Source organism: Bacillus cereus group sp. BfR-BA-01382, assembly GCF_022663475.1.
In the GTDB taxonomy this organism is placed as follows: domain Bacteria; phylum Bacillota; class Bacilli; order Bacillales; family Bacillaceae_G; genus Bacillus_A; species Bacillus_A thuringiensis_S.
The window spans coordinates 1-20,485 of sequence record NZ_JAKUFQ010000014.1; the positions used below are offsets into that span (position 1 = coordinate 1).

The following is a 20,485-nucleotide window of genomic DNA, read 5'->3' on the forward strand; positions in this document are numbered from 1 at the left end:
AAGAACAGCAAGAGTGGTTTAATAAAGTGAAAGAGTGGATTCCATCGTTATGGTAAAAGAAAGAGGCGAATTTCGTTATTCGCCTCTTTCTCATGTAAAAAATGAAGTGAGCTCATAATTAGTGGGGTAAATGCTACTATTCATTAAGAGTAATGTTGGTACTGCCAAAGGATTGAGAATCGTATGTGATGATTATTGTTCCTTTACTAATCGGTTCGTATGGTAATTCTTCTTCATAACTACCATTATTTTCATTATGGATAGTCAGCGTGATTTCATCAATTCCTTTATTTGTATACTGATCTTTAATCGTTTCAGTAATTTGAAGTAGAGTTTCGTAACTAGAAGCTTTCGTAATAAGCATTCCTTTTATAACTTTTTTTTCATTATTTGTGGAATTGGAATAAAGGATGTTGTTTTGTTTCGTATACAAAAGTGTGTATGGAACTGTTTTTCTCTCTGCTTTTGAAATAGTAGAATATTTTAGAGTTAAAAAAAACCCTACACATAAAATAATGCATATCATAAGAGCAATCCAAATGCGTATCGGTGACATAACTCTCATTTTTCATCCCTCTTTCATATCTTTGACTTCATTATTTATCATACAAAATGAGGATTAAGATAGAGTAAATTTGAGGTAAAGAAACGTAAAGAAGGAGCACTTATCCTCCCAAATAAGTGCTCCTTTTTATTAAAAGAGAGATTTAATAGACAATCAAAAACACACCTATTACTTATAAATGTGTTTAGTCCTCCCAAAATATTATCGGAAATTGTGGTTAGTAAATTCGGAGTACAGATAGTGTCGCAGTTGTATCGCCCGTGTTAGGAATAGAAATAGTATTTGCTGTAGGTTGTACAGAAATCGTTGTACCAGCTTGTAAAGTAACAATTGTAGAGAAAGAAACAGCACTACCGATAACATTAGTTGAAAAATTACGAGTAGGTGGTTGGCCATTGAATGAAATACCGAATCCAAACGGTGAAGAGCCTGGGAAAGTTGTAGATGCCGAGAAACTAATATCATATACGCCTGTAAAGTATGTGTAGTGTCATTAAAGTTAATATTATTTATTTCAAAAACTTGATTTAATTGAATATTAATTCCAGTTGATATTGTTTGAGCATTGGAGTTTCCTATTGCAGCTATAGTTACCCGAATCGGAGTACCCGCTGGTCCAGTAGCGCCTCCACCTAGGAACCAGATCCATATTGAACTAAGACAGCTTGAATAGCTTGGCCGAGAGCTTGAAGAAGTCTAACAAATTATTTAAGTTCGGACTTAGAGATGTTGATATAACTACAAGCTCTTACTTCGCAACAATCATTACCATAAAATACTTTCCCTTTATTTTTGTTGTTTATCTTTGCATTCCTTTCTTTCATAGAATAATAGTCGTTACTATGTATTATAATGAAATTTAAATTAAATTCGTGATGGACAAACTACTATTTCTCAAAAAATAAGAAGTTTACCTACCTAACACGAACAATAAAGAAGTAGAGAAAAATCTATATGTTTTAAAAAACTCCCTTTAATTGTTAGAGTGTGCTTAACAATTAAAGGGAGTTAATAGAACAGCATTCTCATTTTATAAGTTAATTGCTTCACGATTTACTTTAGGTAAAATCGGAATAGAAACAGTGAAGGTTGTACCGTCTGGATCACTAGTCATTTTGAGCGTACCGTTATGATTTTGGATGATTTTTTTTGTTACTGATAAGCCTAGTCCTGTCCCCGAATCCTTCGTTGAGAAGAATGGATCAAAGATATATTCTTGAATAGCTAGAGGAATACCAATTCCATTGTCTGTGAAAGTAATCCGAACGAAGTTATCTAGGCGATAACTAGTGATTTGAATAGAAAGAGGCTTTTCGCCTTGAGCATCGACGGCATTTTGAAATAGGTTTAAAAATACTTGAACAAGTTCATGTCGATCAATATTGACTAAAATATCATCTAATTCATTAGAAAAGTTATAATCAATTGAAATGTTATGCAAGAAGACTTCACTAGCTAGTAACTGTTGAATATAGTCGCATAAAAATGTATTAATAGGAAACGGTTCTCTTGTAAATTCACGTGTTTTTGAAATGGCTAAAAATTTTGTAATAATACTATTTGCACGATCTAATTCAGGGATAAGTAAGCTTTTAAATAACTCTTTATTTGATGGAGAAACACTTTCTTGTAAAAATTGTAAGTATCCTCGTACTGTCGTAAGAGGGTTTCGTACCTCGTGTGCAATTCCGGCTGCGATTCGTCCTGCTAACGAAAACTTCTCTGCATCACGCTCTGTGTTTAAATAATGAAAGACACTAATAACCCTAAAAATCTCCCCGTTATAATCGCGAATAATTCGGTTGTTTATAATGCCATAGTTTTTGTCTAAAACTTCTTCATTATATATTTCTGTTCCCGTTCTTAATGTTTCAATCGCTTTAATTTTTTCTTCCGGCAAGTTTAGTAATTGTTGAATCGGTTTTCCGATAATATCATTTCGTATTACACCGAAATCATCTGCGGCAACTTGATTACATAAAGTAATATTCCCTTTACTATCGACAAAGGTTACATGATGTGAAAAGGCATCAAAAATATGTACAAAGTGTTTTTCAAGTTGTTCAAATAAGAATAATGAATCACAAGTAAGTTGAAAATGAGCCTCTTTATTCTCTTTTGGTATTTCTTGAATGGAATGAGTTGCTCTAGTTTTCTTTATTTGTAAACCAATATGTGGATTTTTGTATGTGAAATGATGTGGTAATTGATTTACAAGTTCTTCATAAAAACGCACTTTATTTTCTAGTTCTTCAATTCGTTTTTCATGAGATACAGTAGCATCGTTTGGAAGCATAAATAAATAACCCCTCATTTTAAAAATTCTTCCATATAGTATATCATATTTTAATAAGGATACTCTTAAAGAAAGGGCCACTTAATGAAATTGATTAGCAAAAGTGTTTGGGGAGTGAATAGAAGATAAAGTTAAAAAGGGAGGAATATATGTGCTGTTCATTGGAGTGACAGGATGGGGAGATCATGATTCTTTATACGTAGATTCCTATGAAAATAGAAATAAATTACGAACATATAGTGAGTATTTTCCTATTGTGGAAGTGGATAGTTCATTTTACGCGATGCAACCTGCACGAAATTATATAAAATGGGCAATGGAAACGCCGAAAGATTTTTCTTTTGTCGTAAAAGCGTATCAAGGAATGACAGGACATATGAAAGGGGAATTTCCTTTTTCTACGTTTGATGAGATGTTTGATGTGTATAAGCAGTCCATTCTTCCTTTAATAGAAGCTAATAAATTAAAAACAATTTTATTTCAATATCCACCATGGTTTGATTGCAAAAAGAAAAATGTAGATTTTCTTCGATATACGAAAGAAAAAATGGAAGGTTTACCATGTGCAATAGAATTTCGAAATCAAACATGGTTTTATCCAGAAATGAGAGATAAGACGTTACAGTTTCTAGAACAGGAGAAATGGGTTCATACAATTTGTGATGAACCACAGGCTGGGATAGGTTCTGTGCCACTCGTATTAGAGGTTACGAATTCAAACATGGCATTAATACGTTTTCACGGTCGAAATGTTCATGGTTGGCTTGATAAAGGGGAAAATTGGAGAGCGGTTCGTTGTTTATATCGCTACAACAATAAAGAACTGGAAGAATGGGTGGAACGACTAGAGCAATTAAAAAAGAAAACAAAGGATATATACGTACTGTTTAACAACAATTCAGGTGGGGATGCAGCAGATAATGCGAAACAGCTTATGAAAATGATGAACATTACATATGGTGAGCCGAAGCCGGAGCAATTAAATTTTTTTGAATGATAATAAACAAGAAAGGCACTGTACAAACAGGGGGAATGTACAGTGCCTTTCTATATGAAAAAGAGGGGTAACAATGTTACTGAGCGTTTGGTTGATTCATCAATTGTTGGCTTCATAATAAATGATAATGGTTATCATTATCATTGTCAATGGTTTTTCTAAAAATATATAAAAAACTTTGTATATTTTAAATAGAGATAAAAAAAGAACAGCATTAATGCTGTTCTTTTCCGTTGATGAATTGTTGTAAATCAAAAGGAGTTATCGCCTGGATAAATTCTTTTGAGATAAGTGTTTGCACGAGAGTGCTCTCAGAGATAGAAGCACCTGTTTTCTTTTCGTAAGCTTGTTTTAATAAATCAAGTTTTTCAGCCGTTTCTTTTGGTAATTCAATTGTAAGTGTGTTCATAATTTCTCCCCCTTATTATTAGAGTACCACTACAGTATAGGAGAGACAAGAAAAGAGAATATGAAATATAAAAAAGGTTACCAAATTTTCAAATGGTAACCTTTTTTATGTATAAGAGTTATTAAGCAATACCGATATACTTTAAAGTTTTTGATGGAGTACTGTGATCAAAGAAGTGTTGTAAAAATGCAATATCAACACCTGATTTGTATGCACAATAACCCCAAGTTTTTCGAAGTGTATGTGAGCTAATCCCTTCTAATCCAACTTCTTTTGCAGCTTTGTTTAAAATGTACCATGCATGTTGTCTCGTAATAGATTTTGTTCCTTTTTGAGATTTTAACAATGGTTCATTACGTTTCCAAGTTTTACGTTCTTTCATGTAGTCTTCGATTGCGTGCTGTAAGTCTTCATTTACAGCAAACCATTTATGTTTCTTCACTTTTTCATTGTAAAATAAAATGGAATGGCGAACATTTTCATTTTCATCGATTACATCACTAACTTTTAATTGTAAGATTTCACTTACTTTTAAGCCAGAATTTACAGCTAATACGAATAATAAGCCATCACGTTTCGAAGATTGTAAAAGTATATTTTTGATAGTTTCTAATTGTTTTTCATTTTGAATAGGTTGTCCTGCTTGTTTCATTTCACGCACTCTCCTCTTTTATATGTGTAAAGGAAAGGATTAACTTGTTTCTTACTATAAAGGGAGAGTGTGAATTTCATGTGAACTCCTAGTGAAATTAAGACAAATTATTTGACTTCTTTTACTTTTTGTAAATTGAAATAGAATACAACACTGTTAGTCGTATTATACACACCGTACTCGGCATGATGGAGGTCTAAAATGTTTTTTACAATAGATAATCCGAGACCGGTACCTCCGGTGTGACGGCTACGTGATGCATCTAGGCGATAGAAGCGATCCCAAATTTTTTCAAGACTTTCTTCAGGGATAGGGTTTCCTGTATTTTCGATTTCGATTTTTACGGTATCTTCTGCTTCTATAATGGAGACTTGTATTTTTTCTCCATCCGGCGTATAGCGGATTGCATTACTTAGTAAGTTCACAACTACTTGCTCAATACGGCTACGATTTGCTTTAACAAGTATAGAAGGGTCTGCATCGACGTTCACTTGTAGATGCTTTTCTTCCATGCTAAATAATAATTTTGTATAGACTTGTTGCGTTAATTCACCAATTGAGAACGTCGTCATATCTAGTTTGTAAGTACCAGATTCTAACTTTGCTAATTCTAACATTTCAACAATCAGCCTGTTCATATTTTCTGTTTCTTCTAAAATAACATCAGTATAATACGAAGTATCCTTACTAACACCATCTTTAATACCTTCTGCAAAACTTCTAATTACACTCAGTGGTGTTTTTAATTCGTGTGATACGCCAGAAATGAATTCTTTTCTTGTTTTCTCTAATTGACGTTCACGTTCAATGTCTTGTTGTAACTTTGTATTGGCAACATTTAATCGATCGATTCGATCTTTTAAATTTACAGATAATGTATTGATACTGCCGGAAAGCCCACCAATTTCATCGTCGGCTGTAACAGGTAATTTCTCGCTGAAATCAAAATTAGCCATTTTTTTTGTAACACGATTCATTTTAATTAATGGCTTAACAATGATTTTTGAGTAGTAGAAGGATAACAAAATAATAACGAGAAACACGATGATTAAGGCATAAACATAATAGTCTTTTAAAACTAGCATCGCTTCATTAACGGGTTGTAAAGACGCTATCGCAAAAGCATATTCTGTAATCTTTCCGTTTTCTATAATCGGCTTTACAAAGATACTATTTTTTATATTTTCGCCGCCATCTAATATGAACGTGTTTAATTGGTTCGAGTTAGAAGTGCCATCTCTAATAATATCTGCAAAATATTGAACGGCTTGTAATGTTTCAATATCATTTGCAAGACGAACCTCAGCTTTTGATGGGAGCTGTAACTTAGTTATAACACCTGTAAAGACGATACGAGTTGTAGATTTGTATCGGCTTGCAAGTCTATTCTTAGAAGGATTACCATTAATTGACTGAAAATCCGAATAGAAATGTTCGTTTTGCCATTGATTATAATTCGTTCCTAATTTTTGTGGTGTAATAATATTATTCTCTTGTACGACTCCATCAACATTAATTATTACATCTTTTTTTAAACCTAAATTTTCGAATTTATTATATTCTTCTGGTGTTAAAAGGTTATTGAGTGGAATGGAATACTGTTTATTATTGTTGGGATTAAATACATCGATATAGTAATTGTTATCACTTTTAATAATACCGTTAGAATCCAAAAACTGCATATCGGCATTTGTTTTATCATGAAATTCTTGTTTTAGTTTTCTAACTTTCTCATAACTTTTATCACTTTTGTCATAATTATCTACGAATTTTTCAAAAGCAGTTTGAACTGTTTTTACTTTTTTATTAATATAAAATTTCTCTAAAAATAGAGATTGTCCTAGGAAAAAAAGTAGGAATATTATTGTAAATAAAGTTGATGTTAATAAAAATAGTTTAAAGACGATACTTCTGTTTTTCACTGCGTCACCTCTTATGAGAAATACTGTAAATGATTTCTTTATCCCGCTCGGGCAATAAGACTTCCACTTCAAAATTCGGCGAATACAAGGGAGTTAGTAGGTGGGAGATCAACTGTCCGTAAAAGCCTGATTGGTTCAACTAATAATCAGTGGGGGATGGAAAAAAACCACTGATTAAAGTTTCACTTTATTATAACAAACGTTACAATAAAGTAGAGGGGAGAAATCTGTCTCTTTATAAAATAGTTATTTATAAAAAGTCACATAAAAAGAACTCGCCAGACGCATGACAAGTTCTTTAGTGTATTATTGTTGAATTGCTGCATCTAAAGCGATTTCAATCATTTCGTTAAATGTAGTTTGACGCTCTTCAGATGTTGTTTCTTCGCCAGTGAAGATGTGATCGCTAACTGTTAATACAGATAATGCATTTACGCCGTATTTCGCTGCTAATGTATAAAGAGCAGTTGTTTCCATTTCTACTGCTAATACACCGTAATCTCCAAGTTTTTTAACCATGTCCATGCTTTCGCGATAAAACACATCTGCTGTTAAGACGTTACCGACACGAACGTGTAATCCTTTTTCAGTTCCAGCATCGTAAGCTTTCTTTAAAAGATCAAAGTTTGCAGCTGGTGCGAAATCAAATCCTGGGAATGTTAAACGGTTCATATTAGAATCAGTACAAGCCGTCATTGCGATAATAACATCACGAACTTTTACATCTTTTTGAATTGCACCGCAAGTGCCAACGCGAATTAAATTTTTAACTCCGTAGCTTTGGATTAATTCGTTTACATAAATAGAAATAGAAGGAACACCCATACCTGTACCTTGAACAGATACACGTTTTCCTTTATAAGTTCCAGTAAAACCTAACATACCACGTACGTTATTATAGCAAGTAACATCCTCTAGAAATGTTTCAGCGATATATTTTGCACGTAATGGATCACCTGGTAATAGAATAGATTCAGCGATTTCGCCTTGTTTTGCTTCGATATGTACACTCATGAAAAGTCCTCCTTATAATGTATTGATAGAAATCAATATCATTTGCATTATACACTACGAATCCTTTCAATTAAAATCTTTTTATTATTTGTAATATGTGCAAAATAGGAGGATTTCATAAATCATAATCTAGAATATATAGCTTAAGAAGTTTTATGTGAACAGAGACAATAAAAATGGTAGGTGATGTTTTGAAAAATCTTGTCATTGGGCTTATTGCGTTAGTACTTATTGTGGCAGGAGGATTTTACATAAAAAAATATCAAGAAAACGAAGAGACTGTAGGAGATGTTCAGGAAGTAAAGTGGGATGTGTCAAATGGAAAGGGAAATGAGAAAGTAGATATTGTATTTCAGTTGTTAAACAAAAAGAATAATGAAATTCGTGGTGTAAATGATCAAATACGGGCAGTGATTGTAGATGGACAGTTAAAACACATACAACAAATTAAACCTACATTTGCAGGGAACGGGTCATATAAGTTATCTTCCAAAATAGCGAAAGATGAAGAATATACGATATTTTTATACGAAGATAAAAATAAGTCCGTAGAGTCATTCGCTAGGAAAGATTTTGGTAGAACGAAAGAGGAGAACAATAAGAAAAAAGTGAAATTTCCAATCGACAGTGTACTTACAAAAAAAATAGGGGAGTATGAAGTTTCTCTTTTATTTGGCGCATTACATCCGAATGAACCAGTTACGTTAACATTTCAGTTTCAAGCGAAAAAGGGTGAAAAATTGAAATTACATTCAGAGAGAGGAGAAGTAGAGTCACTCTATATCGTGGATGAAACGAAGGAGAACTTTTTATACGCTATGCCTGTGGATACGGATGAACAATTACAATACCGTATTACATTTCCTGCCGAGGGTACGTATAAAATGTGGGGGAATTTCTATATAAATGGTAAGAAATATGAAAAAGAATTTATTGTACAAGTTCAAAAAAGAAAAAACAGCTAAGAATTTAGCTGTTTTTTCTTTTTCCTATTAATTTTGTTACAGAGAGCATTGTAATTGGTAAAGAATGATTCTTCCTAAATGCTAAATATTTACCGCTCCATGCTGGTTTATATTTTTCTTTAAAATGTCGTAATCCGCTGAAACTATACGTATAACGAACGTTATTAAAGATTGCAGCAGCCACTCGTTCAGACCAGAAAGACTGTGTGGATAAACCAACATTTGAAAGTGGTGCCATACCAATATTAAAGGAGTGGTATTCATTTTCTTTTGCCCATTGGAATAAGTGGATGAAAATTGCGTCCATAATGCCGCTAGGCGCATCTGGATAATATCGCATTAAATCGACAGATAATGATCCGTTTTGATATACGGGCATGAATGTTGTGAATGCAATAATTTTTCCATCCGCATCAGATAATGTTGCAATGGGAGCGCGACTAATATATTCACGATCGAAGTATCCGAGTGAAAAACCTTTCTCTTTTTTTCCACCAAGCCATGCATCTGAAACTTTTCTTAACTCTTCATATAATTCGTCTGAGAAAGGTGGCTCATGAATAGAGAATGTATAGCCTTCTCTTTCAAAACGGTTGAAAGTAGCTCGCATGCCAGCGCGTTTCTTTCCTGTTATTGTAAATGTATTTAAATCAACAACAGCTTCTTCACCGAGCTTAAAGAAGTTATAACCAAAATCGTGATATAAACTCATCCATTTACTTTCAATTTGGTAGAATACACAAATGTATCCAAATCGATCAGCCTCAGCTAAAAACTCTTGCAATACAGTACGATAGGAGGAAGGGTCCCCGATTGGATCACCTAGTACAATAAGTCGTTTTCCAGTTATTGAGAAGAGAATGAGTGCTTTTCCATCACTACTGAAAAAGAACTGTTTATCTCCTAAAAAACCTAAATGACTAAGTACATTTCCACCATGTTCATCTAAGAAGTTTTGTAATCTTTTATCATTAGCTGGTTGCCCGGGAAATTCATTTCGATAACGATTTGCAATGAGTGAACCAATTAGTAAAAAAGTAGGAACAAAAAAGGCAGCTGCTAATGCACTTCGTTTCACTTGTGTAATATTACGAACGACAAAATCAGGTTGGAAAGCTTCTTTTGCACTTGCAAATAAAATACCTAAGTTTTTATATAAATATAACGTTACAAGTAGGAATATAAAAACTTTTACGATATCGGAAAGTGAGACTTCCATTTTCTCACGTACAAACCTTTTACGAAGCATATACAATACAGCGAGTACGATTAATAAAATAAAAGTTTCTTCAACATCAATTCCTTTTAGTGTATTAAAAATAGCCGCTCCAATTAAAGAAACAATCGTCATATAATAAGAACGTTTTGTTCCGTAATATATCCCTCGTGAAAGAATGAGGAGGAGAATACCGAATGTTAGCGATAAGCTAAAAGAAAATTGAATAAGATGTTTTGGAGCTAGAATATGTAAGGCGTGTGCCCGATTTATACTTGTCGGTAGAATAGTTGATAAAATAACCATTAAGCCAGCAAATACTGTTAAAGCAGCAGATGCCCAAGAACCTAACTTTCCTAGAAAGTCACGCTGCAAAGTCCATATAACACCAGTTGTCTCTAATGCAGGCGCAATAAAGGGTTTATCTTCAAACTTTTTAATGGCTACTCCTGTCATTTCAAAAGCTGCAAAAATGAGACCAAGGCAGAATGGTAAGATGTAATAGACGAGACGATATAATAACATAGCAGGAAGCAAAACACCTGTATCGATGCCGTATTGCCCAAGCCCAGTTAAGAAGACAAGATCAAATGATCCAAGACCACCAGGAACAAGACTAACGACACCAGCTAAAGCAGCAATGACATATACGCCTAAAAACTTTTGGAATTCGATTTCAATGCCAAATAATAGTAATATGACGTACATAACAATACCAGCAGATACCCATTCGACTAATGAAACTAATGAGTATAAAACAGTTGGGTTTTTCTCCTCTTCTTCTTGTCCCTCTGTTTGCATCGCTTTTCTATTTTTTAATTTAGAAAATCCGATATATATAGGGACGAAAAGAGCAAAGAAGATAAGAACAGGCCATAGCCATGGTTTTTCATGCAAAATAAATCTCGTGTCTAATATTCCGATAAGACCAAGAAATGAAAGAATGGCTAATCCATTAATAAAGGCAGTTGTCATCCAAGCGATACTTTTAATAAGTTTTCCATTTTCTTTTATGTATGGACGATAAAGCATTGTGCGTACGCCAGCTCCAACTAGACCACCAAACCCGATAAATCCATTTAAAGTATTAGCAATCCACGAGATACGGAAAATCTTTTGGACAGGGATATCAGCTTTTAAGTAACGAAGCATAACATAGTCATAAAAGAACATTGTTGATACAGCGAATGCACCAAGTGTAATTGCTAAAAAGACTCCTCCAGTTGGAATGTTTTTAATTGTATCAATCGCTTCTAAAAAAGAAATGCCCGCTAATTCTTTTTTTGCTTGAAAGAATACAATTGTTAATACAACAAATGGGAAGATAATTTTCCCGATTTGTAAGAAACGTTTCCATGAAAACGACATAAATACAACTCTCCTTGTATAAGAAAACTGAGACAATAATATTATTATGACAAACTTCAAGAAAAATAAAAAGGTAAATTCCTGTATAGGGGAGCTATTTTTTATATAGGTATATTTAAAAGAATATTTTGTTTATCAGAAAATTAAGTTAGAATAAGATGAAAGAAGGTGGAGGGGAGTATATGATTATAAAAGGTTATGTAGGATATGAGTTAGAAAAGGCGAAACCTAATACATCAGAAGATTTTTTTAACAGATCTGAAGTGACATATATATTAAATGATAAAGAGAAAACTTTTTCGGTTTTATACGTTCGATATTTTGAAGAAGTTTTACAAGAAATTACTCCTTTTGAAGGAAATCCAGTGTATAAAGTAGAAGAACAAAACATATATTTGCGCGATATTGTAGCGATATGTTGTTTAGTGAAGGATAGGGAACTTCGTGCGCAAAAACGTTTGTATTTAAATAACCTGGAAGAATTTCAACAATATTTTGATGAGGGAACGGTGTCGAAAGTACAAGAAATATTGGCTGAATTACATAAAAATAAAAGAGTAGAAATAGCGTGAAATGGCAAAGGAGAGAGAAAAAATGTCTAATTTGATGGTTGAAAATCAAACAGAACAAGTTTCTATATTTTTAGAAGATGCTATTAATTTGATAACCAATTATGTAAATTATCATACGTTGCCTTCTTTATTAGAGGAAACACCAGCAGGGAATGAGCAATATTATAAAGGGTTATTAGCATCAATGAGACGACTTCTCGTTTTTTGCGAAGAAGGACATGATGCATGTTTTGTTTTGTTGAATAGTCAGCCATTTCGAAAAACAGCAGCTGAAAAAATTTTATATAAGATTTACCATCAAGTAATTGCAGAGTTTTTTTCACCAAAGAGTGATTATTGGTATGAAAATAGTCGGTCTGCATATACAGGAAAAAATTCTATCGTTTTTCAACAAACACCACCTGCATCTTTGGGGCAAGTGATGAAGAGTTTAGAAGGTAAATTTCAATTGATGCGTGAAGAACTAGAATATTATGAGACGGATTATCAGACAAAGATGTTACACAAATATTGATTGCGGAAAAGAAGCTAAGGTGACTTAGCTTCTTTTCCTTTTGTACAGTTATATAAGGGATTTTCATTGAATATAGTTAAGTGGATAGCATTAGGGAGGTGCAACATGAATCAGCAAGGTGTATTTACAGATTACTTTCATGAAGTAGAAAATTGGTGTGAAAGTGTTCTTCACGTATTAGATAGCCGCGCAATGGAAGTGTATGATGTCCATATGCTTGCTTATAAAATTCAGGCGTTGTTAGAGCGTATGAAAGAGCATGAGTATGAAACAGATGCAGAGTTTATGTATGAAATAAGTGATGATGTAGAACATATTCAGCATCACTTGCAGGAAGTATTTATGCAAGAAGAAGAGGAATATGAATTATATGAAAGAGGGGATAGCGAACGAGCTGTTCCAATTGGAGGACATACACTCCCGCCATTACCTTATCCGTATAATGCGTTAGAACCTTATATTTCTAAAGAAATTATGATGTTACACCATGATAAACATCATCGGAGTTACGTGGAAGGATTAAATAAAGCAGAGAAGATGATGGAAGAAGCGAGAAAAACAAATCAATTTGATTTAATTAAGCATTGGGAAAGAGAAGCGGCTTTTCATGGGTCAGGTCATTACTTACACACGATATTTTGGAATAACATGAAAAAAGACGGTGGTGGGAGTCCAAGAGGTGCTTTTTCACAACAAATCGAACAAGATTTTGGGAGCTTTTTACGTTTCCAAAAACATTTTACAGAAGCGGCCTCTAAAGTAGAAGGTTCAGGCTGGGCAATTCTCGTTTGGGTGCCCCGGTCTGGAAGGTTAGAAATTTTGCAAAGTACACTTCATCAATTATTTACACAATGGGATACGATACCACTCCTTGTACTAGATGTCTGGGAACATGCGTATTATTTACAATACCAAAATCGAAAAGATGAATATATTAAAAACTGGTGGAATGTTGTAAATTGGCCTGATGTAGAAAAAAGGTTTGAAACTGCGAAACAAATTGAATGGACACCATATTAGACGCAAATTCTCTGCGTCTTTTTTAATGGAAGCAGAAGGAAGATTTCGTTCATATTTTAAAAGGCCAAGCATACACTTGTACAAAAAGTGCCAAAAGGACGTGGGGGGAAATATGAGACGAATTTGTGTAATCATTACGCTTCTTATTATGTACGCAAGCGTTATGCCGATTCCTACATATGCAAAGATGAACAGCAATGTCAGTGCTCGAAATGCTGTATTAATGGAGCAACAGTCTGGTCGTGTATTATACGGAAAAGCAGAACATGAACCTCAAAAAATTGCTAGTATAACAAAAATTATGACTGCCTTGTTAGCTGCTGAATCAGGGAAGATGAAAGAAATGGTGTCAGTTAGCAATGAAGCGGTGAGGGTGGAAGGATCAGCAATCTATTTAAAGCCTGGACAAAAAGTGAAGTTAGAAGATTTAGTATACGGACTCATGCTTAGATCTGGTAATGACGCAGCGCAAGTAATTGCTGAAAGTGTGGGTGGGAGTATAGATGGATTCGTATATTTAATGAATGAAAAGGCGAAAGAAATTGGAATGAAAGATACTCACTTCTCAAACCCTCATGGTTTAGATGGAGATGGATCACATTATTCGTCGGCTTACGATATGGCGTTATTAACGAAGTATGCAATGGGAAACGAGTCATTTAAAAAAATCTTTGGAACAAAAACGTATAAATCCGATTCTTGGGATTACCCGTGGAAAAATAAACATAAGTTGGTAACGTCTTATTATGAATTTGCAACAGGAGGAAAAACAGGCTTTACGAAGAAAGCAGGAAGAACGCTTGTTACAACGGCATCAAAAGATGGACTAGATTTAATTGTCGTAACTTTGAGTGCTTCTAGTGATTGGGATGATCATATGAATCTATTTGATAAAGGATTTGAACGTTTCAAGCAAACGAAAGTTTTAGGACAAGGAGCAATTGCTGAAATAAATGAAAAGAAGTATGCCAACCATGTTTATACGAAAAATAGTTTTTCCGTGCCGTTAACTGAAGAGGAAAGAAAGAACGTATTATTAAAAGTTGAACTGGATAAAAGTATAACGCTTGAGGATGGAGTAAAGGTTGGAAAGACAGATGTTTATGTTGGCAATGAGAAAGTTGGAGAACGGAATTTATTTTATAGTAAACGGAAGTTAGTAGCTACAACGGGACTTTACTGGAATAATGTGAAAGAAATTTTTTCTTACATGATAGGTGTTGGGAACAATGGTTAATCTCGTATGGGTAGCGATGGCTGTCATTGGGATTGTATACGCCATGATAAATGGAACGATGGAAGAAGTGAATAAGGCTGTATTTGACGGAGCAAAAGATGCAGTAACGATTTGTATAGGACTTATTAGTGTTTTAGTATTTTGGCTTGGTTTAATGAAAATTGCAGAGGAAGCCGGATTGTTAAAAAAATTAGTTTCACTTTTTATGCCGATAGTAAAAAGGTTGTTTCCAGAAATACCAAAGGATCATCCGTCCATGGGATTTATTCTATCAAATATGATGGCAAACTTTTTTGGTCTAGGTAATGCAGCAACCCCTCTTGGTATTAAAGCGATGGAACAACTAAAAGAGTTAAATGGAGGAAAGGATTCGGCGAGCCGTTCTATGGTGACGTTTCTAGCATTAAATACATCAGCTATTACATTAATTCCTACGACAGTCATTTCAATTCGAATGACATATGAATCAGCCAATCCTACTGAAATTGTTGGGGTAACATTTATTGCACAAGTACTTTCTATGATTGGAGCAATTTGGATTGACCGCTATTTTTACCGAAGAAGGAGTAGAAAGGGGCGGAAAAAATGAGTATTGTAAATACAATTTCCTTATGGGTAATCCCTTGTGTAATTGGTTTTATCCTTTTATATGGCACGATAAAGAAAGTGCCGACGTATGAATCGTTCGTTGAGGGAGGAAAAGAAGGGATTCAAATTGCAATTTCCATTTTACCGTTTATGGTTGGAATGCTTGTGTCTATTTCTATATTCCGATCGTCAGGTGCGCTAGATGCAATGATATCAGTAATGAAGCCAATGCTAGATTTAATTCACGTTCCAGCAGAAATCGTTCCATTAGCACTAATACGTCCTATTTCAGGTTCTGCTGGTCTAAGTATTACGACTGATTTAATTGCTACATATGGGCCAGACTCATTCATTGGGAGATTAGCTTCTACGATGCAAGGGAGTACAGATACGACTTTTTATATTTTAACAGTATACTTCGGAGCTGTTGGTATTAGAAAAATGGGAGATGCATTAAAAGTAGGTCTTTTTGCAGATTTAATCGGAATTATTTGCTCTATTGTCTTTGTTTCCCTATTGTTTCAGTAAAGCTATTCATTTTTTATGCTATTTCGCGTATAATACGTATACGACCACTATTAAGGTGTAGCTTAATAGTGGTTTTTTTATGCAGTATTTTTGACAAAATGATGAACTTTTATTGTGAGAAATATGAAAAATATGGACAATAATAAAGGATAAAAACATGATTTGACCTTTATATGTTTAATATCATCGCTATGTTGTTTAAGGGAGATGGAGCGAATAACCGTAAAGCGTATGCGGTTGCCAAGTCTTTCTAATGTAAGGTAAGATAAATTCGAGGTGAAAAAAAGAAATGGAACGATTACAAAAAGTGATTGCGCAAGCAGGTATTGCATCGAGAAGAAAGGCTGAGGAATTAATTCAGCAAGGAAAAGTGAAAGTTAACGGAAAAATAGTGAAAGAGTTAGGAACAAAAGTAACTCCTCAAGATAAAGTAGAAGTAAATAACATCCCTCTTGAAAAAGAAGAACCTGTTTATTTTTTACTATATAAACCAACTGGTGTAATTTCAAGTGTATCAGATGATAAAGGTAGAAGTGTTGTAACAGACTTTTTCCCTGAAATTACACAACGTTTATTCCCAATCGGACGTCTAGATTATGATACGTCAGGAGTATTATTAATGACAAACGACGGGGACTTCGCAAATATATTAATGCATCCTAAATATAAAGTTGAAAAAACGTATGTTGCAAAAATAAAAGGCCCATTAACAGGTGAGAAAATTCGCATGTTAGAACGCGGTGTTGCATTAGAAGATGGTAAAACAGCACCAGCACATGTGAAAATTATTTCTTGGGACAAGCGTAAAGAGATGGCTATTGTACAATTAACAATTCATGAAGGACGTAATCGTCAAGTACGTCGTATGTTTGAAGCGTTAGACTGTAAAGTAGTGAAATTAAAACGTGAACGTTATGCTTTCTTAGAAGTAGGAAGCCTGCGACCTGGTGATGCGAGAGAATTGACACCACATGAGGTGAAACAATTACGCGCGCTTGCTTCTACAAAGCCAAGATAAGCTATAGAGTTAAAAATTCACCAGTGGAGTGCTCTGCTGGTGATTTATTCAATACAACATTTACAGAAGATAATACATAACATTTACCGAGGAGAGGAGAGGTAATATGAAGAAAAATCGCTTATTATTTCGCGTTATTATTCTACTCATTTTATGTGGTGCTGTAGGATTTACCCTTTATCAAGGATTCTTTGCTAATAAAGAGAAAATGCAAATCGGAAAAGAAGCACCTAACTTTGTTGTGACAGATTTAGAAGGGAAGAAAATTGAACTAAAAGATTTAAAGGGAAAAGGTGTATTTTTAAACTTTTGGGGTACGTGGTGTAAACCTTGTGAAAAAGAAATGCCTTATATGAATGAATTATATCCAAAGTATAAAGAAAAAGGCGTTGAAATCATAGCGTTAGATGCAGATGAAACGGATATTGCAGTAAAGAACTTTGTGAACCAATATGGTTTGAAATTCCCAGTTGCTATTGATAAAGGACAAAAGATTATAGGAACATATGGAGTAGGTCCATTACCGACAAGCTTTTTGATTGATAAAGATGGAAAAGTAGTGGAGCAAATTATAGGTGAACAAACGAAAGAACAGTTAGAAGAGTATTTAAAGAAAATTACTCCGTAATAAAGAAAGCCTTTACATAAGAGGTGCGTGTCTATAGTGCCTCTGATTTAAAAATTCTGAGTATTGCGGTAACTCGAGGTTAGAATATACAATAGTACATATAGATACAGGGGCGGTGAGAGTGTTGAAAGAAATTAAATGTGAATGTGGACATGTTAATCCGATAGGAACCGTTTTTTGTGAAGCTTGCGGGAAACCATTTGAAAGCAATGAAAATGCAAAACTATTGGATATGCGCTATGAGGGGAGTGCACGGAGATCTCTCACGCAAACAAAAACGATAGTCGATAAAATTTGGAGCTTTTTCTCTTCTGTAAAAGTCGGTGTATGGCTAATCGTAATAACTTTAGCTGCATCAGCGATAGGAACTATTTTTCCGCAAGAAATGTACATAACTCCAGGGATTGCACCAGCTGAATATTATAAGCAAGAATACGGATTTTTAGGGCAATTATACTATCAATTAGGATTTAATAATTTATACGGTTCATGGTGGTATATGATTTTGATTGCTTCTATCGGTATTTCACTTGTGATATGTAGTTTAGACCGCGTTATTCCACTTTATAAAGCTTTAAAAAAGCAAGGCGTAAAAAGACATCCTAGTTTTTTAAAGAGACAGAGATTATATGGGACTGGTACACCGCAAGATGGTGACCTGGAAAGAGTGCAAAAGAATTTAAAGAAAAGAAACTATAACGTGAAAGTGGAAGACGGAAACGTTTTAGCAGAAAAGGGACGCTTCTCGCGTTGGGGTCCATATGTAAATCATATCGGTCTTATTATCTTTTTATTCGGTGCGATGCTTCGTTTTTTACCGAGTATGTACGTAGACGAAGCACTTTGGTTACGTGATGGTGAAACGAAAGAAATACCAGGGACGGATGGACAATACTACTTAAAAAACGAGAAATTTATAAAAGAAGTTTATGATAAAAGTAAGGACAAGGAAGTTTTTGAGGAAGCGATTGATCGTGTAGGCGATAAAATGATTGCGAAAAACTTCCAAACGAATGCTGTATTATATAAAGCTGTGGGCGAAAATATAGCAGGGCAAAAACCAAAGTTGGAAAAAGTAAAAGAAGCGGAAATTCGAGTAAATGAACCACTGAAATTTGATCAATTTGCAGTGTATCAAGTGGATTATAAAGAAAGTGAATTTAAAAGTATGTCCTTCAACTTGCAAAATAAAGAAAATAATCAAAAATGGGGACCGATTAAAGTAGATTTAACGAATCCTAAGGAAAAATATGATTTAGGAAATGGTTATTCTCTAGAACTATTAAGCTATTTTCCTGATTTTTATTTTGATGAGAATGGAAAACCGAATACAAAAACGAAATTACCGAACAATCCTGCATTTGTATTTAAAATGTTTACACCTGAAACACCAGATGGTGAAGTGAGTTTTGTTGGTATTCAGCAAAATATAGAACCTGGTGGAAACAACAAATATAAAATGTCGTTTGCGGGTGTTGAAATGCAAAATGCAACAGCACTTACTGTAAGAAAAGATTTAACGCTTTGGATTCTCGGTATTGGAGGATTTATATTTATGGTTGGTGTCATTCAAGGTATGTATTGGAATCATCGCCGTATTTGGATACAACGTGTTAATGATGAATGGTGGATTGCAGGGCATACGAATAAAAATTGGTTCGGTTTAAAGAAAGATATTGAAAGAGTAATAGAAGGTACAGCAATTCCACAGCCAAATGATAAAGTAATCGATAAAAAAATTAGTTAAGGTGGGGAAACGATATGGTGCAAATAAGTAGTAACTTTCTCTTTACCGCATTTATTTTATATTTAATTGCGACTCTATTTTTTGGTGGAGCCATTAAAGAAAAGGGTCATAAATGGGCAAATGTAGGAATAACAATTACAATTTTAGGGTTTATAGCACAAACAGTATATTTTGTTACAAGGTGGATTGCATCAGGGCATGCGCCAGTTAGTAACTTTTTTGAATTCGGTACATTTTTCGGCATGATGCTTGTAGGAGCATTTATTGTAATGTATTTTATGTACCGCGTAAGTATAATTGGACTATTTGCATTACCAGTTGCGCTTTTATTAATTGCCTATGCAAGTATGTTTCCGAGGGAAATATCTCCGCTTATTCCATCTTTAAAAAGTAATTGGTTACATATTCACGTGACGACTGCAGCAGCAGGACAAGCAATTTTAGCGATTAGTTTTATTACGGGCGTCATGTATTTATTAAAAAATGTAGATCAATCAACGAGAAGTAAACGGACATTTTGGCTAGAGACGGTAGTGTTTACGCTTGTTTGTACAGTTGGATTTATTGGAGTAACAACGGTATTTTCTAGTATGAAATATGAAGCGAAGTTTCAATGGGTTGATAAAAATGAACAACAACTGGAAATGAAGTACAATCTTCCAGCTTTAGTAGGACCGCATGAAGGGAAGTTACAGACAGAAAATAAATTAGAACCGGTAGTTGAAGTTCCAGCGATTGTAAATGCGAAAAAATTAAATACTGTTATTTGGTCAGTGTTAGTTGGAACATTACTTTATATTGTATTAAGGCTTGTTTTACGGAAGCGAGTATCGGCGGCACTTCAGCCGTTAGTAAAGAATACGAATAGTGATTTACTAGATGAAATCGGATATCGATCTATTGCAATTGGATTCCCAGTTTTCACATTAGGAGCGTTAATTTTTGCAATGATTTGGGCTCAAATAGCGTGGACGCGTTTTTGGGGCTGGGATCCGAAAGAGGTTTGGGCACTTATAACGTGGCTCTTTTATGCTGCAGTACTACATTTACGATTATCTAAAGGGTGGCATGGAGAGAAATCAGCTTGGCTTGCAGTAATTGGTTTTGCAATTATTATGTTTAACTTTATTGTAGTAAACTTAATTATTGCCGGTTTACATTCATATGCATAGAGAAATAAAATAGGAGAGTGCATGTCACTTTCCTATTTTATTTTTGTCAACTTTTCT

Annotated in this window: 19 protein-coding genes and 1 pseudogene; 12 read left to right on the forward strand and 8 right to left on the reverse strand. The window is 34.2% G+C overall.

What is annotated here, in order from left to right:
- Window positions 1–136: 136 nt before the first annotated feature.
- The 3 genes and pseudogenes from MR160_RS08515 to MR160_RS08530 form a co-directional block, all read right to left on the reverse strand.
- Window positions 137–565 (reverse strand): hypothetical protein, encoded by a 429-nt coding sequence (locus MR160_RS08515; RefSeq protein WP_001265587.1) that lies wholly within the window; start codon window positions 563–565, stop codon window positions 137–139.
- A 217-nt stretch (window positions 566–782) separates the two neighbouring features.
- Window positions 783–1,389: pseudogene (locus tag MR160_RS35295) on the reverse strand (Gly-Xaa-Xaa repeat protein).
- Window positions 1,390–1,595: 206 nt separating this feature from the next.
- Complete coding sequence (locus MR160_RS08530) at window positions 1,596–2,861, reverse strand: ATP-binding protein (RefSeq protein ID WP_063675147.1); 1,266 nt, start codon at window positions 2,859–2,861, stop codon at window positions 1,596–1,598.
- A gap of 151 nt (window positions 2,862–3,012) precedes the next feature.
- On the opposite strand from MR160_RS08530, the gene MR160_RS08535 reads away from it, so the two are divergent.
- Window positions 3,013–3,858: a DUF72 domain-containing protein gene (locus tag MR160_RS08535; RefSeq protein WP_000897362.1), complete on the forward strand. Its 846-nt coding sequence runs from the start codon at window positions 3,013–3,015 to the stop codon at window positions 3,856–3,858.
- A gap of 214 nt (window positions 3,859–4,072) precedes the next feature.
- Here the strand turns inward: MR160_RS08535 and MR160_RS08540 are convergent, their stop codons facing one another.
- From MR160_RS08540 to deoD, 4 genes are all read right to left on the reverse strand, one after another.
- Window positions 4,073–4,267, reverse strand: a complete 195-nt coding sequence (locus MR160_RS08540) for a DUF3924 domain-containing protein (protein ID WP_001094856.1) — start codon at window positions 4,265–4,267, stop codon at window positions 4,073–4,075.
- A 121-nt stretch (window positions 4,268–4,388) separates the two neighbouring features.
- The gene (locus tag MR160_RS08545; RefSeq protein WP_000806236.1) at window positions 4,389–4,919 is read right to left on the reverse strand and encodes a tyrosine-type recombinase/integrase; all 531 of its coding nucleotides are present in this window, start codon (window positions 4,917–4,919) and stop codon (window positions 4,389–4,391) included.
- A gap of 107 nt (window positions 4,920–5,026) precedes the next feature.
- Window positions 5,027–6,841, reverse strand: coding sequence for a sensor histidine kinase (locus MR160_RS08550; protein ID WP_000797506.1), 1,815 nt, complete (start codon window positions 6,839–6,841; stop codon window positions 5,027–5,029).
- A 306-nt stretch (window positions 6,842–7,147) separates the two neighbouring features.
- Window positions 7,148–7,855 carry a purine-nucleoside phosphorylase gene (gene deoD, locus MR160_RS08555; RefSeq protein WP_000110707.1) on the reverse strand — a complete coding sequence of 236 codons (708 nt, stop codon included), beginning with the start codon at window positions 7,853–7,855 and terminating at the stop codon, window positions 7,148–7,150.
- 176 nt (window positions 7,856–8,031) lie between these two features.
- On the opposite strand from deoD, the gene MR160_RS08560 reads away from it, so the two are divergent.
- Entirely contained in the window at window positions 8,032–8,820 is a 789-nt protein-coding gene (locus tag MR160_RS08560; RefSeq protein WP_000232602.1) for a hypothetical protein, read from the forward strand.
- A 4-nt stretch (window positions 8,821–8,824) separates the two neighbouring features.
- Here the strand turns inward: MR160_RS08560 and mprF are convergent, their stop codons facing one another.
- A complete protein-coding gene (mprF, locus tag MR160_RS08565; protein ID WP_000010842.1) occupies window positions 8,825–11,404 on the reverse strand; it encodes a bifunctional lysylphosphatidylglycerol flippase/synthetase MprF in 2,580 nt (859 codons plus the stop codon).
- A gap of 182 nt (window positions 11,405–11,586) precedes the next feature.
- On the opposite strand from mprF, the gene MR160_RS08570 reads away from it, so the two are divergent.
- The 10 genes from MR160_RS08570 (at window position 11,587) to resC (ending at window position 20,428) form a co-directional block, all read left to right on the forward strand.
- Entirely contained in the window at window positions 11,587–11,976 is a 390-nt protein-coding gene (locus tag MR160_RS08570) for a hypothetical protein (protein WP_000584359.1), read from the forward strand.
- Between the two features lie 22 nt (window positions 11,977–11,998).
- On the forward strand, window positions 11,999–12,490 hold the full coding sequence (locus MR160_RS08575) for a YpuI family protein (protein WP_000067555.1): 492 nt from the start codon (window positions 11,999–12,001) through the stop codon (window positions 12,488–12,490).
- Window positions 12,491–12,595: 105 nt separating this feature from the next.
- Window positions 12,596–13,510, forward strand: a complete 915-nt coding sequence (locus MR160_RS08580; RefSeq protein WP_001075736.1) for a superoxide dismutase — start codon at window positions 12,596–12,598, stop codon at window positions 13,508–13,510.
- Between the two features lie 112 nt (window positions 13,511–13,622).
- Window positions 13,623–14,747, forward strand: coding sequence for a D-alanyl-D-alanine carboxypeptidase family protein (locus tag MR160_RS08585; RefSeq protein WP_001252627.1), 1,125 nt, complete (start codon window positions 13,623–13,625; stop codon window positions 14,745–14,747).
- On the forward strand, window positions 14,740–15,336 hold the full coding sequence (gene spmA, locus MR160_RS08590; protein ID WP_000247810.1) for a spore maturation protein SpmA: 597 nt from the start codon (window positions 14,740–14,742) through the stop codon (window positions 15,334–15,336). The genes MR160_RS08585 and spmA overlap by 8 nt, the downstream gene beginning before the upstream one ends.
- A complete protein-coding gene (gene spmB, locus MR160_RS08595; protein WP_000029514.1) occupies window positions 15,333–15,863 on the forward strand; it encodes a spore maturation protein SpmB in 531 nt (176 codons plus the stop codon). The genes spmA and spmB overlap by 4 nt, the downstream gene beginning before the upstream one ends.
- A gap of 289 nt (window positions 15,864–16,152) precedes the next feature.
- Window positions 16,153–16,881 carry a 23S rRNA pseudouridine(2605) synthase RluB gene (rluB, locus tag MR160_RS08600; RefSeq protein WP_000440553.1) on the forward strand — a complete coding sequence of 243 codons (729 nt, stop codon included), beginning with the start codon at window positions 16,153–16,155 and terminating at the stop codon, window positions 16,879–16,881.
- Window positions 16,882–16,987: 106 nt separating this feature from the next.
- Window positions 16,988–17,509, forward strand: a complete 522-nt coding sequence (resA, locus tag MR160_RS08605; RefSeq protein ID WP_000742193.1) for a thiol-disulfide oxidoreductase ResA — start codon at window positions 16,988–16,990, stop codon at window positions 17,507–17,509.
- Window positions 17,510–17,630: 121 nt separating this feature from the next.
- A complete protein-coding gene (resB, locus tag MR160_RS08610; RefSeq protein WP_242297224.1) occupies window positions 17,631–19,256 on the forward strand; it encodes a cytochrome c biogenesis protein ResB in 1,626 nt (541 codons plus the stop codon).
- Window positions 19,257–19,270: 14 nt separating this feature from the next.
- Window positions 19,271–20,428, forward strand: a complete 1,158-nt coding sequence (resC, locus tag MR160_RS08615) for a cytochrome c biogenesis protein ResC (protein ID WP_000250089.1) — start codon at window positions 19,271–19,273, stop codon at window positions 20,426–20,428.
- Window positions 20,429–20,485: the final 57 nt, after the last annotated feature.

Coding starts and splice junctions, on each gene's coding strand:
- resA (WP_000742193.1), top strand. CDS start 16,988: ATGAAGAAAAATCGCTTATTATTTCGCGTTATTATTCTACTCATTTTA.
- MR160_RS08540 (WP_001094856.1), bottom strand. CDS start 4,267: ATGAACACACTTACAATTGAATTACCAAAAGAAACGGCTGAAAAACTT.
- resC (WP_000250089.1), top strand. CDS start 19,271: ATGGTGCAAATAAGTAGTAACTTTCTCTTTACCGCATTTATTTTATAT.
- MR160_RS08575 (WP_000067555.1), top strand. CDS start 11,999: ATGTCTAATTTGATGGTTGAAAATCAAACAGAACAAGTTTCTATATTT.
- MR160_RS08580 (WP_001075736.1), top strand. CDS start 12,596: ATGAATCAGCAAGGTGTATTTACAGATTACTTTCATGAAGTAGAAAAT.
- spmA (WP_000247810.1), top strand. CDS start 14,740: ATGGTTAATCTCGTATGGGTAGCGATGGCTGTCATTGGGATTGTATAC.
- MR160_RS08585 (WP_001252627.1), top strand. CDS start 13,623: ATGAGACGAATTTGTGTAATCATTACGCTTCTTATTATGTACGCAAGC.
- MR160_RS08530 (WP_063675147.1), bottom strand. CDS start 2,861: ATGCTTCCAAACGATGCTACTGTATCTCATGAAAAACGAATTGAAGAA.
- rluB (WP_000440553.1), top strand. CDS start 16,153: ATGGAACGATTACAAAAAGTGATTGCGCAAGCAGGTATTGCATCGAGA.
- mprF (WP_000010842.1), bottom strand. CDS start 11,404: ATGTCGTTTTCATGGAAACGTTTCTTACAAATCGGGAAAATTATCTTC.
- MR160_RS08570 (WP_000584359.1), top strand. CDS start 11,587: ATGATTATAAAAGGTTATGTAGGATATGAGTTAGAAAAGGCGAAACCT.
- spmB (WP_000029514.1), top strand. CDS start 15,333: ATGAGTATTGTAAATACAATTTCCTTATGGGTAATCCCTTGTGTAATT.
- deoD (WP_000110707.1), bottom strand. CDS start 7,855: ATGAGTGTACATATCGAAGCAAAACAAGGCGAAATCGCTGAATCTATT.
- MR160_RS08545 (WP_000806236.1), bottom strand. CDS start 4,919: ATGAAACAAGCAGGACAACCTATTCAAAATGAAAAACAATTAGAAACT.
- MR160_RS08560 (WP_000232602.1), top strand. CDS start 8,032: ATGGTAGGTGATGTTTTGAAAAATCTTGTCATTGGGCTTATTGCGTTA.
- MR160_RS08515 (WP_001265587.1), bottom strand. CDS start 565: ATGAGAGTTATGTCACCGATACGCATTTGGATTGCTCTTATGATATGC.